The 13,871-nt window shown below is 58.5% G+C and carries 11 protein-coding genes; 7 read left to right on the top strand and 4 right to left on the bottom strand.

The features are described 5' to 3' along the window. The first annotated feature begins 164 nt into the window (after positions 1 to 164). Both rpmB and FJU08_RS03765 read left to right on the top strand, forming a co-directional pair. Positions 165 to 461: a 50S ribosomal protein L28 gene (gene rpmB, locus FJU08_RS03770; protein ID WP_141147651.1), complete on the top strand. Its 297-nt coding sequence runs from the start codon at positions 165 to 167 to the stop codon at positions 459 to 461. A gap of 97 nt (positions 462 to 558) precedes the next feature. After that, positions 559 to 1,197, top strand: coding sequence for a VUT family protein (locus tag FJU08_RS03765; protein WP_141147650.1), 639 nt, complete (start codon positions 559 to 561; stop codon positions 1,195 to 1,197). A 114-nt stretch (positions 1,198 to 1,311) separates the two neighbouring features. Here the strand turns inward: FJU08_RS03765 and FJU08_RS03760 are convergent, their stop codons facing one another. Further along, complete coding sequence (locus FJU08_RS03760) at positions 1,312 to 2,742, bottom strand: mannitol dehydrogenase family protein (RefSeq protein ID WP_141147649.1); 1,431 nt, start codon at positions 2,740 to 2,742, stop codon at positions 1,312 to 1,314. Positions 2,743 to 3,055: 313 nt separating this feature from the next. Here FJU08_RS03760 and FJU08_RS03755 point away from each other — a divergent pair, with 313 nt between their 5' ends. Both FJU08_RS03755 and FJU08_RS03750 read left to right on the top strand, forming a co-directional pair. Next, a complete protein-coding gene (locus FJU08_RS03755; protein WP_141147648.1) occupies positions 3,056 to 4,528 on the top strand; it encodes a hypothetical protein in 1,473 nt (490 codons plus the stop codon). Between the two features lie 248 nt (positions 4,529 to 4,776). Then, on the top strand, positions 4,777 to 5,712 hold the full coding sequence (locus FJU08_RS03750; protein WP_141147647.1) for a hypothetical protein: 936 nt from the start codon (positions 4,777 to 4,779) through the stop codon (positions 5,710 to 5,712). 35 nt (positions 5,713 to 5,747) lie between these two features. Here the strand turns inward: FJU08_RS03750 and FJU08_RS03745 are convergent, their stop codons facing one another. Genes FJU08_RS03745 through FJU08_RS03735 form a run of 3 tightly spaced genes read right to left on the bottom strand, consistent with a single transcriptional unit; the run spans position 5,748 to position 10,011 of the window. Then, positions 5,748 to 8,123, bottom strand: coding sequence for a glycoside hydrolase family 31 protein (locus tag FJU08_RS03745; protein ID WP_141147646.1), 2,376 nt, complete (start codon positions 8,121 to 8,123; stop codon positions 5,748 to 5,750). Between the two features lie 6 nt (positions 8,124 to 8,129). After that, the gene (locus FJU08_RS03740; RefSeq protein WP_141147645.1) at positions 8,130 to 9,440 is read right to left on the bottom strand and encodes a TRAP transporter large permease; all 1,311 of its coding nucleotides are present in this window, start codon (positions 9,438 to 9,440) and stop codon (positions 8,130 to 8,132) included. 13 nt (positions 9,441 to 9,453) lie between these two features. Next, positions 9,454 to 10,011: a TRAP transporter small permease gene (locus tag FJU08_RS03735; protein WP_141147644.1), complete on the bottom strand. Its 558-nt coding sequence runs from the start codon at positions 10,009 to 10,011 to the stop codon at positions 9,454 to 9,456. Positions 10,012 to 10,227: 216 nt separating this feature from the next. On the opposite strand from FJU08_RS03735, the gene FJU08_RS03730 reads away from it, so the two are divergent. The 3 genes from FJU08_RS03730 to FJU08_RS03720 are packed head-to-tail and all read left to right on the top strand — an operon-like array spanning position 10,228 to position 13,831. After that, positions 10,228 to 11,223, top strand: a complete 996-nt coding sequence (locus FJU08_RS03730) for a TRAP transporter substrate-binding protein (protein WP_141147643.1) — start codon at positions 10,228 to 10,230, stop codon at positions 11,221 to 11,223. A 47-nt stretch (positions 11,224 to 11,270) separates the two neighbouring features. Beyond that, positions 11,271 to 13,079, top strand: a complete 1,809-nt coding sequence (locus tag FJU08_RS03725; RefSeq protein WP_141147642.1) for a glycoside hydrolase family 2 protein — start codon at positions 11,271 to 11,273, stop codon at positions 13,077 to 13,079. After that, complete coding sequence (locus tag FJU08_RS03720) at positions 13,064 to 13,831, top strand: FCD domain-containing protein (protein ID WP_141147641.1); 768 nt, start codon at positions 13,064 to 13,066, stop codon at positions 13,829 to 13,831. The genes FJU08_RS03725 and FJU08_RS03720 overlap by 16 nt, the downstream gene beginning before the upstream one ends. The last annotated feature ends 40 nt before the right edge of the window (positions 13,832 to 13,871 follow it).

The raw sequence follows: 13,871 nt of genomic DNA, 5'->3' as shown, positions 1-13,871 counted from the left end.
ACAGGCGCAAAATGGACCCGTACACCGAAAAAGAGATGCATTGCCTTGACCTTTTTTTCGCCTGCGACTATAGAACCGCAACTTTCCAATGACACGCCAGTTGGATCGCGGGGCAAGGTTGTCTCGTTTTGAACCATTGGGCGCAGACGAAAATAGGTGAACCCATGTCCCGCACGTGCGAATTGACAGGCAAGGGCGTGCAGTCCGGCAACAATGTCAGCCACGCCAACAACAAGTCCCGCCGCAAGTTCCTTCCGAACCTCTGCCAGGTCACGCTGATGTCCGAAGTCACCGGCCAGAGCTATCGTCTGCGCATTTCCGCAGCTGCTCTCCGTTCGGTTGAGCATCGCGGTGGTCTCGATGCCTTCCTCATCAAGGCTGATGAAAAGACCCTTTCGACACGTGCGCGTCTGCTGCGTCGCGAAGTCGTAAAGAAGACTGCTGAACAGGCTGCTGCCTGATCGCATCTAGTCTTTAACGTGTGGCAGGAGCCGACCGCTCAAGCGGTGCGGCTCTTTTGCTTTGGTTTCAACTGGTGGCATATCCCAGGATAAAAAAATGCGGCAATCAACTTTCGTTCTGATTTTCGGCCTGCTCATGGCAGGCGTCGTTCTGGCCTCCAACATCCTCGTCCAGTACCCGGTCGAGGGGACGCTTTACGGAATTTCGCTCAGCGATCTTCTGACATGGGGCGCCTTTACCTATCCCTTTGCCTTTTTGGTGAATGATCTAACCAATCGTCGCTTTGGCCCTTCGGCGGCCCGCAAGGTGGTGGCTGCCGGCTTTGTTGTCGGCGTTGCCTTTTCCTTTTACGCCTCGGTGCCGCGTATCGCGATTGCCTCCGGTACGGCCTTTCTGGTCGGTCAGCTGCTCGATGTGACGCTGTTCAACAGGCTGCGGCGCGGGCGCTGGTGGCAGGCCCCGCTGGTGGGGTCGCTGATTGGCTCCTGCCTCGATACGGTGCTGTTCTTCTCGATCAGTTTTGCTGCCGTTTTCGGCTTTCTCGGGGCCAATGATGACTTTGCGCTTGGTTTCGCGCCGCTCTTCGGGGTCTTCCCCGTGGCCGAAATCCCGCGCTGGGTGTCGTGGGCGCTGGGCGATCTGTCCGTCAAGCTGGCCTTCTCGCTGGTCATGCTGCTGCCCTATGGGGCGCTGATGACCCTCATTCGCCCGATGCAGCCGGCGACGTCCGGCTGAGTGAAAGACGACCGGTTGAAACCAACGAAAAGAGCGCCTCGAGAGGCGCTCTTTTTGCATTTGTCAGCTTTTGCCGCATGATCTTGTTGATCCTCGCTCCGGCCGGATCAAGCTCTAGATGGCGGCTTCGACGGCGCCGCGCGGTCCCTTGTCGGTGATGGCGTCATAGGCATTCAGCACCGTCTGTTTGAAAACGGGATTGGCGGCGAGTGCCGGCGGGAAGATCTGCTCAATGGCGGTGAGGCGATCGATCAGTGCAGCGCCGGTATAATCACCTGCCAGCGCGAGTAGCTGGTCGGCCAGATGGTCGTTGATCTTGGTGCCCTTGTCGGCTGCTTCTTCGAGAAAATGACACCAGCCAGCAATGGCAAGCGCGAGAAGCTTCCAGTCCGTGCCGCGGGTCAGATGAATGGCCACCGACTGCAAAATACGCTGCGGCAGTTTCTGGCTCGTATCCCAGGCGATCTGGGCGGTGCGGTGCTTGAGCTCGGGATTCGAGAAGCGCTCGATCAGGCTCGTGGCATAGGCATGGGTGTCGACGCCGGGCAGATCGGGAAGGGTGGGGCGCTGCTCCGCCAGCATCAGGGTCAGGGCTGCCGTGCGAAACAGCCCGTCTTCCATACAGGCCGCAATGGTCTCATGGCCGGCAAGCCCGCCCAGCATGGCGAGGAATGTATGTGAGCCGTTCAACATTCTGAGCTTCATCATCTCAAAAGGCGTCACGTCTTCAACCAGCATGGCCCCGCTTGCCACATAAGGGGGCATGTCGCCGGCAAAATGGTTCTCGATGACCCATTGGCGGAAGGGTTCACAGACGATGCCATTCGGGTCTTCAACGCCGTCATTGAGGTCCTGGATCAGCTTGCGGCCATGCTCGTCAAGTGCGGGCACGATCCGGTCGACCATGGTGACCGGGAAGGTGCAGGTTTCGCCGATCCAGGCCGCCAGTGCCGGATCAAGCCGCCCGGCAAAGCTCAAAATCGCGGTTTTCGCCAGCTGGCCGTTGTCAGGCAGGTTGTCGCAGGACAGGATGGTCAGCCCGCCAAGTCCCGCCTGTCGCCGCAGGGAAAGCCCGGCAACGATGACACCGATGGCCGTTTTCGGCTGTTCCGGCGTTTCGAGATCCGCCCGGATGCCCTTGTTTTCGAAATCGAGCGCGCCGGAGGCTATGCAATAGCCCTTCTCGGTAATGGTCAGCGCCACGATCGCCATTTTCTCGGCGGTGAAATAGTTAAGCAGGGCCTTGATGCCGTCACGGCGGGGATGGCAGGTACCGATGACCGCACCGACCCGGCGTGCGGTCACGCCGTTGCCGTCGACTTCGGCGACCGTGTAGAATCCATCGGCCTCGTCGAGCGCGGTCAGTTCTTCCGCGCCGGAATTCAGCCGGACGGCGATCACACCGAAGTCACCGCCGGACCTGTTCATGCCGTCTTCGAGATAGACGATCGGGTGGGCCCGGCCGAAGGCGCCAAAGCCGAAATGGAGAATGCGCGGGACAAGTTTTGCGCGGTCATATCCGGATGAAATTTTCTGAACCGTCATGGTTGGTCTCCGCCGGTTTGATTTAGGGTCCGTCAGGATTGGCGGCTGGTGCTGCTTTGCTGGCAACCGTCCCGAATGGCGCGAGATCGGAACGCGGTTCTGTGCACAGCGCGTGCCAGAAAAACTAACAAATAGCAAGTGTCGCAGGCATACAAGGCGGGAAGGCCTGGCTGTCCTGTCCGGCTCCGATTTCAGGAAAAGCGAATTTGTCTTCAGTCATTATTGCGGGATTATATCGGCAACAGTGGCAGGTAATGGCGACTGCATGGGGCGCTTCAGGACCTGAGGTGCAATTTATTCGCGAGGAAATGCTATGCCAATCGAAAGTGCCACGCAGGCCAGTCCGCCGGTCGGAGCATACGGGCAGAACCATGGTGCGGCCGTACCGATGCAGCCGGCCACAATCAGGTCTGCGCAACACGTGGCGGGACCGGCAATGCCTGTGCAGCAGCCGGTGCAATACGTCTATCAGCAGGCGCAGCCGAAGCCATCCTTCTTGCAAAAGGTGATGTCATTCCTGTGCCCCGAGCTGATGCTGATCCGCGACTTGCAATCGCTCCAGCAGACAGCTCAGCGTTTGATGTTGGAGATTGAAAAGCTGCTTCAGCAGGACGGGCAGACGGGGCAGCAGGCGCCGCCTGCCGCCATGCCGCATGGGCCCGCAAGTGTCTATGGGCAGCAACCGCCGCGCAACGCTTACGCACGGCCCGAGTTTCAAGCCGGCGCGCAGCCCCGGCAGGCCAGGGCTGCGAGACCGGAGGCCGCAAAACCGGATGCCTCGCAGGACCTCCCCTCCAGCGGAGGTTTCCGGACCACATCCGTTGCGCGCAAGGGCCCCGGACTTGGAGATGATGCGGCGCGGTCGGCGCAGATGAATGGCTGGCTCGAAAATATCTCCGATGATCCCGTCAAGGGGATGGAGGATATGTTTCACGATATCGACGGGGAACTGAATTACGCCGAGACGTCAGGGCAATTGCCGGATGCTTCAATCGAGCATTATGCGAATGCCATGGCGCTTTATGGCAGCGTCAATGTGAATGAGGGCGAACGCGAATATCTTGCGCGGTGTGCCTTACAGGTCTTCAGCAAGCTCGCTGATGTCGGGGCGGCAATCAGCCAAGCCGCCTTGCATCCGTCTGGTCCGGGCGTGGCCGCGTCGCAGGATGGCCTTGGCGATGCGCAAGCAACGGATCACGGGGTAGCTGACGTTGTGCACGGCCAGGAGAGCGCGACAAGAGCGGAAGATGGTGAAGATGATGATGTGTATTTTGACGCACGGGACCACTTCGAGGCCGAAGCGCCCGGGGCGTATGACTATGCTCGCGAAACGCCTGTCGTCTGGCGCGATGAAAGCGGGGGTATCAATGTTGATCGATGGGGCCCCTCTGGGCTGACATCGGTGCCGCTCTCGCAGGCCGGGCTTGATACGCAGCAAGGCAGCGGATTGCAGCAGGCCGTTGCCTCTCTGGTCGCGGCGGATGAGGTTGCACCGGTGACGGCGGGCTCTAATTCACAGCCTTCAGTGGCACCTCAGGCTGGCGCAGGCGAGCAGGCGCTGCCGCTGAACAGCGCTGGATCCGTCTTCTCGGAAGCCCAAGCGAAGAGCCAGCGGTCTGCTCAACAGGATCGTGCGGGGGGTAAGCGCTCTTCATCGGCATTTAAGGCTTTAAACCTGAATAAATTGAAAAACATTCCAGATAGGATAAATAAGGAGTTGAATTTGAGTGCGCATTACAAGCTATTTCAGTCGAGTTTTAATAATATATCATCGATAATCAAATAATTAAACAATGGTAATGTAGCAATAATTAGAAAAATACGAATTTTATAAATTTAAAATTTCTGCTAGTTGTATTTATATCAGAATATACAACCTGAAAATGAATTTAACCGGCAGGAATCTTGGAATGTCATATTGTTTCGTTGCAAGAAGGGGTGGCGACAGGCGCCAGTCTGCGCCATCATCACGGCACAAGCTGTACTCCGGCATGACGGTTTTCCGCCTGAAGCAAGGCCTGTTGGAGAAGTAACGTGGCAACCAATATCAACAGCATTTTTGCAAAATTCACGAGTGCCATCAGTCGCTCCGGTGGCGCGTCCATGCCCTCCATGACGAAGGCAACCGGCAGGGCCGCAAAAAGCGGGCAGGATCTCGCCAATCTGAAGCAGGCGCATGCGCAGCAGAACGCGGTCTGGCGTGGCGCTCTGACAAATCTGCAGCAAAGGCAATCGGAGCTGAAGCAGCAAGCGAGCGTGGACCGAACGGTTCGGAGCTTGTCGGGCCAGATGGCCAAGGGTAAGCCCGAAGAAAGTTACTCCAAGGCCATGCGCTATATTGAGGCGCATGTGGCGCGTAGTGAAGCGGGCAAGGGCGCTCCAAGTGCGGGCAGTATCCGGCAGTTCAAGTCGCTCCTTAACAGCATGCATCCGCACAGGCTTCCGTCGGGCGATCGCGCGATCTTTGCCGAGCAGCGTGATCAGATGAAGACGAGACTGGATGCGATCTCAACCGCAAGCGCGCCTGCAAATAAGTCAGCCAGCATGCCCGACCTGCGGCAAATTTCCTTGTCCGGCGCATCGGTAGCCGGGCGTCCGGAGCCTTCGCTGCAACGCGCAACCTCTTCTGCGACGCGTGCTGGCCGTGCGCCGCAGCCGGCAATGCAGCGCTCGGCCTCAGCGCCAGCTCTGCGCAGCAGCAATGCCGCCGAGGGGCGTGAGATCGCCAGTCAGAAAATGACGTGGTCGATTGTCATGCGTAACGACAAGGTGGGCGGCAGCAAGATGATGCTGAATGAAATGAAGAACACGCTGGATTTTCCAAAAGGCGGCAAAGCGCTGTCTCAGGCGCAGCGCAGTCATTTCGAAAGCATGCTGGGCAAAATTCCCTATCAGAAGATGACCGACACCGACCGGGCCAGCTGCTTCGATCTCGAAGCGCAGGTCAGGCAGCGCCTGCGGGAAATGTGATCCCGGGTCAAAGGACCCGGGACCGTTGAATGCTGCTAAAAGCTGACCATATCACCATTGCCAACAGTGATGCCGTTGACGCTGATAGCGCGCTTTTCACCAGCCGGTAGCTGAACGCGCGCCGCCTCATAAGCCGGGCGAAAATCGCCCTTACATGCGATTGAAAGCGCAAGGCTGTCACCGGTGCCCGACAGGCCGAATGTCGTCACGCGGCGGGCCTTGTCCTGCTGCCAGTCGACGGTGCGGCCGTCATCCTCGAAAGCGATGCTCTCGGCGGTGAAATCACCCGGGACAGGGAAGATGGCCAGCGTGCGGGCCGTATCGGCTTCGCTGCCAGCCCGTTCGGCGCCCTCCGACAATGTGATCACGGCGCCAGCACGGACGAAGAGAGGCATGCTCTCAAGCGTGACGGGCAGGGTGACCTCGGTTCCGGGCGGATAATAGCTGCCGCTCCAGAAATCCCACCATCCGGTCTGGTTTTCCGGCAGGTAGACGACCCGCTCCGTCGCGCCCTTGTCAACCACATTGGCGACCAGAAGATCACGGCCGATCATGAAGTCGTCGGTCTCGGCGAAGGTCTTCGCATCCTGCGGATGATCGAGGAAGGTCGGACGCAGCATTGGCTCATGCGCCGTGGTGGCAAGCCAGGTCAGCGTGTAGAGATAGGGCGTCAGCCGGTAGCGGAATTTCAGCGCATTACGGATCAGCGGCAGAACCTCGGGATACATCCAGGCCTCATTGGCCGTTCCGTCATCATTCCAGGAATGGATGGTGAAACGCGGATGGAAAATACCGTTCTGGACCCAGCGGACGAAGAGTTCCGGTTCCGGTTTCGGGCCGGAAAAGCCGCCGACATCGTGGCCGACATTATAGATGCCGGAAAGCGACAGTGACAGGCCCATGCGGATATTGTAGCGCACGGTTTCCCAGCGGGTGTAGTTGTCACCGGTCCAGGTCTGGACATAGCGTTGAATGCCGGGGCAGCCGGCGCGCGAGATCAGATAGGGGCGTTCCTCCGGCGCAAATGCGATCTGGGCATCGCGCGAAGCGCGGCTCATCAGCATGGAATGCAGCGGACGGATCAGCGCGACCGGGATTTCCCTGCCAAAGCCGTGGCATCGCGCGCCGTCATCCCAGATCTCATATTCGTTATTGTCGTTCCAGGTGCAGGCGATGCCCCTCTTTAGCAGCTGCTCGGTGACACCCTCTTTCCACCAGGCGACAGCCGCCGGGTTGGTGAAGTCGAGATGCGCCCCCGAATCGTCCCAATAGACCGCATCGGCATAGGAATTGGTCTCGCTGTCGGTCACGAACAGACCGGCATCCAGCGCCTCGGTGAAACGTGGGTGGTCCTGCAAGAGTGCCGGTTTGATATTGGCGATCAGCGTCAGCCCGGCATCGGCGAACTTGGCCGTCATCGCCTCGACGTCCGGAAACTTCTCGTAATTCCAGTTGAAGACGTAGCGCTTGTCGGCAATCGATGTGTAGCCCGATGACATCTGGAAGCTGTCGCAGGGAATGTCATGCTCGGCGAGTTTGGCAAGGAAACCTTCGAGTTCTTCCTGCGCATTTGGCCGGTCGGTATAGGCCATGGTCGAGCCGGAATAGCCAAGAGCCCAGCGCGGCATGAAGGCTGAACCGCCGGTGAGCCTGGTGTGGCCCTTGACCAAGTCGAGCATGTCCGGCGCAAAGGCGAAGTAGTAATCGAGGTCGCCGTCAAGCGCACGCCAGGCACGGAAGGGCTTGTGGTAATTGTCGAGCTCGTTGCCGAGGTCGAACCAGCAGGTGGCGAGATTGTCGTAAAAGACCGAGAATGCGCCTGCATCGGGCGTCACAGTGAAGGTGACCGGCAGATGCTTGTAGAGCGGATCGGTTGATTTGGCATTATAGCCCATGGCGTCGAGATTGCGCATCTCGTAGCGGCGGCCGGAGCGTTCCAGATCGCCGGATTTCTCGCCGAGGCCATAGACGCGCTCACCGGGTTTGCGCAGCAGGAAATGGCTGGCGCGGTGGTCGCGAATGCCGAGCATATAAGCACCGGTCGGACGTTCCTCTGCCAAAAGGGCAAAGTTGCCATCCGCCTGTCTTGCTTCCCAGCGCATGGTCAGCGGATTGGCGATTGAAAGCCGGAGCGTTTCGGTGGCAAGTGTCAGGCTCTCGCCGTCTTCAATGGTGAAGGCGGGCAGGGAGAAGCCTGAAAGATCATCGCGCGCGCGGCCTTCAAAGGCGACGTCATCTTCTGGGGCGATCGACCAGGTTCGGTCGAGACGCCAGTCGCCATCCTTTTTCAGCGAAACCCGGAAGAGCGCGTCTTCGAGCACAGTGATGACGAGGCTGTGGCGGCCATCGAGGAGGAGGGTGACGCCATGGGCGTCACGCGATGAAAGGGTCCAGTTCTTGAGCGTACGCATTGTCTTTTACCCGGCATATCCGAGGAACAGCCGCGGCAGCGCCAGGCTGATGAACGGGATGAAGGTGACCATCAGGAGAACGACGATCAGCGTGATGAAGTAGGGGATCAGCGGCTTGATGACCTTCGGGATCGTGGTCCCGCCAACCGAGCAGCCGATGAACAGAGCCGATCCGACCGGTGGCGTGCAGATACCGACGCACAGGTTGAGCGTCATCATGACACCGAACTGAACCGGATCCATGCCGAGCTTCTGAACAACGGGGAAGAAGATCGGCGTGAAGATCAGCAGTGCCGGCGTCATGTCCATGAAGGTGCCGACGATCAGCAGCACGATGTTCAAAATGATCAGGATCATGATCGGATTATCCGACAGACCGAGCATGAAGTCCGAGATCATGTTGGGGATGTTGCCGAAAGCCATGGCGCGCGACATGGCGATCGAGCAGCCGATCATCATCAGGACAACGGCAGTGGTGACGGCCGATTCGAGGATGATGGAGGGCAATTGCTTGATTGAGGTCTCACGATACCAGACAAAGGCGAGCAGCAGCGTGTAGACAACGGCAATGGCAGAGGCTTCTGTTGCCGTGAAAATGCCGCCGATAATGCCGCCCATGACGACGATGACGAGACCGAGCGGCAGGATGGCGTCAAGACCCTTCTTGATGAACTCGATGACGCTCGGGCGCGGCTGGGTCGGGTAGCCGCGGCGCTTGGCGATGACGCCAGCCACGATCATGATGCCGAGGCCCATCAGGATGCCAGGGACGTAGCCGGCAACGAAGAGTGCTGCAACCGACGTGCCGCCGGTGATCAGCGAGAAGACGATGAAGGTGGATGATGGCGGGATCAGCAGACCGGTCGTGCATGAGGCAATGTTGACGGCGGCCGAATAGGAGGGGTCGTAGCCTTCCTTTTTCTGCAGCGGCGCCATGACGCCACCGACGGCGGCGGCGGCGGCCACGGCCGAGCCCGACAGCGAGCCGAACATCATGTTGGCGAGCACGTTCACATGCGCAAGCGAGCCGGGCAGGGCAAAGCCGATCACCTTGGCGAAATCAATGAGGCGCCGGGCAATGCCGCCGCGGTTCATGATGTTGCCAGCGAGAATGAAGAAGGGAATGGCCAGCAGGGTAAACGAATCAAGGCCGGATGCCATCTGCTGGGCGACGATGAAATAGGACTGATCAATGCCGACAAAGAGCATGAACGTCACGGTCGCGGCGACACCGATTGAAAAGGCAATCGGAACACCAAGCACCATCAGAAGGGCAAAGCTGCCGAAGAGTACGAAGGGTGAATAGGCTGCAAACATTTGAGGCTCCTCCTCAGTCCAGCGGGCCGCCGGCTTCCGCCGGGGCGTCCCCTACCGGGGCCTGTCCATGCAGAACCCGAAGGACCATCTGCACGCAGTAAAATAGTATGATCGCACCCGAGATCGGGATGGCGATGTAGATGAAACCCATCGGCATCTGCAGTGATGGCGAAACCTGACCATTGGCCAGTGTGCGGCTCACCAGTGCACCGCCACCCTTCATCATCACAAAACCGGCAAACCAGGCGATGATGGCCAGAACCACGATTTGTGCGGTCTGGCGCTTCCAGCCGGAAAGCGCCGGCGCCAGAATGTCGATCGCCAGATGGCGGCCCTGGCCGAAGGTATATGCACCGCCGATCAACGCCAGCCAGATGAAAGCGAAACGCGCGATTTCATCGGTGTAGATCGATGGGGACTGAAGGACATATCTGCTGAAGACCTGCCAGACGACGCAGATGACGAGGGCCGAAAAGCCGACAACGATCACGACGCGAAGGAAAATGTCTACCAGAAATGCGATGCCGTCGATAAGGCGGCTGAATATGTCGGTTTGCCTTGATTGCTGCATCCGACCCTCCCTTGATTTCTGAATCGGTGCCCGACGATTTTTCATCGGGGTCTGTCAGACATAAATATGCCGCAAAGGAAAAAATTGGTCAACCAATTATCTGAATGTGGTTGACAATGTGTCGAAATTGGTCGACCTTTTCTCCAGCCGCCACAAAGAGGGCACCCCAAGGCGGTATTTTTCTGAAGGTCCTGCGGGTGCCGGGAGGAAGGACACATGAAACTGATTTCGAAGCTTGCGCTTGTCTCGGGCGTTGCAGCCATTGCCTTTGCCGCTTCGGCAGAAGCCCGTACCTTGCGTTTGAGCGACAACAACACGCCTGATCACCCGGTCAACAAGTCGATCGAAATGATGAGCGACCGTCTTTCGGAACTGACGGATGGCCGGTGGGACATCCAGATCTTCCCGAATGGCCAGCTGGGCACCCAGCGTGAATCGATGGAAATGGTGCAGAGCTGCGCTCTGGACATGGCCAAGAGCAATGCCTCCGAAATGGAAGCGTTTGATGAAGCCTATTCGGCGCTGAACCTGCCTTATCTCTTTGTCAATGAAGATCACCAGTTTGACGTTCTGACCAGCGATATCGGCCAGGAAATCCTCGATTCATCCCATGACAAGGGCTTTCAGGGCATTGCGTGGCTGATGGAAGGCGCCCGGTCTTTCTATGGCGACAAGGCGATCAACACGCCGGATGACCTGCAGGGCATGAAGATCCGCGTTCAGCCGAGCCCCTCGGCCATCCGCATGGTGGAACTTCTGGGCGGCAGCCCGACCCCGATCGCCTATGGTGAGCTCTACAGCGCGCTGCAGCAGGGCGTTGTCGACGGTGCCGAGAACAACCCCACGGCCATGACCGATTCGCGTCACGGCGAAGTGGCGAAGTTCTTCTCCGTTGATGAGCACACGATGATTCCCTCCGTTGTGGTGATTTCGTCCTGCGCATGGGATTCCATGTCGCCTGAGGATCAGGCGGCCTTCAAGACCGCCGCCAAGGAAGCTGCCAAGTTTCAGCGCGAGCAGTGGGATGCGATCTCCGACCAGGCCATGCAGGACATGCAGTCTGAAATGGGTGTGACGGTCAACCAGGTCGATAAGGCTCCGTTCCAGGCCGCCGTGCAGCCGATGTATGACGAACTGGCGACGAAGTCTCCTCAGGTTGCCGATCTCGTCTCGCGCATCCAGGAGGCTGGCAAGAAGTATAGCGGTCAGTAAGCCGTTCAGGCGGCTTTCTACACGATAAATGGCTGGCGGAGGAAACCATGCTTGAGCGTTCGGCAATCGCAGAAAATGCGCTCCAGGCTTTGCATGATGAGGACTATGACCGTCCTTTCAATCTGCAGAACCTGAACAACGAGACCATGATTTTCATGGGTGGGCGTGACGCAATCTCCCTTGATGGAGACTGGAACTTCTGCGTCGATTTACTCGATACGGGCCTCCGCCAGAAATGGTTTGCCATGGAGCCTGCCGATCCCGGCGATCGGCAGGAGCCCTGGGACTATGATCCCTATATGGGGGAAACCGTTGCTGTTCCTTCCTGTTGGCAGATGCTGAAGGAGAAATGGTATTTCTTCGAAGGTTCTGCCTGGTACACACGGGCCGTTGATTTCATGCCAAAGCCTGGCAAGCGCGTCTTCCTGCGCGTCGGCGCGGCGCAATATGACTGTAAAGTGTTTCTCAATGGCCGGTTCATCGGCAACCATTATGGCGGTTCGACGCCCTTCTTTGCCGAACTGACCGGGCTTTTGAACGACGGACGCAACTGGCTGATGCTTTGCGTCAACAATGTCCGCACCACGGACCGCGTGCCGATGCGTAATACCGACTGGTTCAACTATGGCGGCGTCTATCGCGAGGTTTCGCTGGTCGAAACGCCGGAAACGCTGATCCGCGATCTGTTTGTGCGGCTCAATCCCGATCCTGCCGTCAATGAAATTGAAGTCTCGGTCGAGGCTGAAGGTGTCGATCTTGCCCACTTCGAGATCGCCGAGCTCGGCATTGCGATCGATATTCCGCTGGATGGCGGCAAGGGCAGTGCCGCTATTCCTGCAGCCCCGCTGTTGTGGTCGACAGAGCAGCCGAAACTTTATGATGTGGTGCTGACGGCTGGGCATGACCGGGTCACAGACCGCATCGGTTTCCGCCGGATCGAGCGGCGCGGCCGCGAACTCTTTCTCAATGGAAGGCCCATGTGGCTGCGCGGTATTTCCGTTCATGAGGATGATGCCGTGCTTGGCAAGGTCGTCACCGAAGACGATCTGAGGCGCCGCTACGCTGATGCCAAAGAACTCGGCTGCAATTATGTGCGGCTCGCCCATTATCCCCATCACGAACGGGCGGTGGCGCTGGCTGATGAGGTCGGATTGCTGCTATGGACCGAAATTCCGGTCTACTGGGCGATTGATTTCGACAATCCGGCAACCCTGCGTGATGCCGAAAACCAGCTTCTGGAAATGGTGAAACGCGACCGGAACCGGGCCAGCGTCGTGATCTGGTCGGTGGGCAACGAAAATCCCGATACCGATCAGCGGCTTGCCTTCATGCGCCATCTGGCAGACACGGCGCGCACCAATGATCCGACACGGCTGATCGCTGCGGCCTGTCTTGTCAACCATCACAAGCTGAAGATCGAGGACCGGCTTGCCGCCCATCTCGATATTATCGGCATCAACGAATATTACGGCTGGTATGACGAGGACTTTTCCGAATTGCCGAAGATCCTCGCCAATTCGCAGCCTGACCGTCCCGTGGTCGTGTCGGAGACCGGCGCGGATGCCGATATTTCCGACAAGGGTCCGAAGGCTGGCCTGTTTTCGGAAACCTATCAGGCGGAAGTCTATCGCAGCCAGATTGCTACATTGAAGGAACTTGATTTCGTTCGTGGCATGTCGCCCTGGATCCTCTACGATTTCAGGACCGAACGCCGTCAGGGCATCTTCCAGCGCGGCTTTAACCGCAAGGGCTTGATTGCAGCAGACAAGGCAACCAGAAAGGAAGCCTTTGCAATTCTGGCATCGTTCTACCACGCGATGGCTGAGAAGGAGGCCGAGGAATGGGAGACGCTGTAAAACGCCGCTATCAGGAGGTCGCCGAGGCGATCCGTGCCGAGATTGCGTCTTCGACGCTGAAGCCCGGCGACCGGCTGAAGACAGAACGCCAGATGGCCGAGGAAATGGGCGTCAGCCGTTCGCTGGTGCGCGAGGCTGTGATCACGCTGGAGCTGGAAGGTCTGGTTGAAGTGCGGAAAGGGTCCGGCATCTATCTTGCCGAACCGGCCGCAGCGCCCGAGCCGGAAGTTGCCGCCGATGATAGCCTGACCGACGATATCGGCCCCTTCGAATTGCTGCAGGCGCGCCAGTTGCTGGAATCCACCATTGCCGCCTTTGCTGCCGAAATGGTCTCCATGGCCGATATCCGCCGCATGCGTGAGGCGCTCGATATGGAGCGTGAGGCGATCGAGAAGAATTCAGATGATGGCTATGCGGGCGATGAACTGTTTCACCGGCTGATTGCCGAGGCAACACAGAACTCCGTCATGGTCGATCTTCTCGACGAGCTCTGGGCCAAGCGCAAGAAAAGCCGCATGTGGGCGCAGCTGCATATGCGCGTATTCAACAGTGATTACCGCCGCCGCTGGCTGTCTGATCATCGCGCTATTCTGCAGGCCTTGCAGATGAAGGATCCGGCGCGGGCGCGCCAGGCCATGTGGCAACATCTTCAAAATGTCCGTGAAACGCTGATGGCGCTTTCCGATGTCGATGATCCAGCCTTTGACGGCTTCGTTTTCGGCTCGGATGAGCTTGGCAAGATCGTGGGATAGGCGCGAAGGCGCAGACTGCAACAAACAGGGAAGTCTTCAG

The organism is Martelella alba (genome assembly GCF_006516955.1).
Taxonomy (GTDB): Bacteria; Pseudomonadota; Alphaproteobacteria; order Rhizobiales; family Rhizobiaceae; genus Martelella; species Martelella alba.
The sequence above is the reverse complement of the archived record's forward strand: the minus strand, read 5'-3'. Positions and strand labels throughout refer to the sequence as shown.

Bases quoted from the DNA above. Each gene is read 5' to 3' on its own strand.
- FJU08_RS03765 (WP_141147650.1), top strand. From the start codon at position 559: ATGCGGCAATCAACTTTCGTTCTGATTTTCGGCCTGCTCATGGCAGGC.
- FJU08_RS03730 (WP_141147643.1), top strand. From the start codon at position 10,228: ATGAAACTGATTTCGAAGCTTGCGCTTGTCTCGGGCGTTGCAGCCATT.
- FJU08_RS03745 (WP_141147646.1), bottom strand. From the start codon at position 8,123: ATGCGTACGCTCAAGAACTGGACCCTTTCATCGCGTGACGCCCATGGC.
- FJU08_RS03755 (WP_141147648.1), top strand. From the start codon at position 3,056: ATGCCAATCGAAAGTGCCACGCAGGCCAGTCCGCCGGTCGGAGCATAC.
- FJU08_RS03735 (WP_141147644.1), bottom strand. From the start codon at position 10,011: ATGCAGCAATCAAGGCAAACCGACATATTCAGCCGCCTTATCGACGGC.
- FJU08_RS03740 (WP_141147645.1), bottom strand. From the start codon at position 9,440: ATGTTTGCAGCCTATTCACCCTTCGTACTCTTCGGCAGCTTTGCCCTT.
- FJU08_RS03725 (WP_141147642.1), top strand. From the start codon at position 11,271: ATGCTTGAGCGTTCGGCAATCGCAGAAAATGCGCTCCAGGCTTTGCAT.
- rpmB (WP_141147651.1), top strand. From the start codon at position 165: ATGTCCCGCACGTGCGAATTGACAGGCAAGGGCGTGCAGTCCGGCAAC.
- FJU08_RS03760 (WP_141147649.1), bottom strand. From the start codon at position 2,742: ATGACGGTTCAGAAAATTTCATCCGGATATGACCGCGCAAAACTTGTC.
- FJU08_RS03720 (WP_141147641.1), top strand. From the start codon at position 13,064: ATGGGAGACGCTGTAAAACGCCGCTATCAGGAGGTCGCCGAGGCGATC.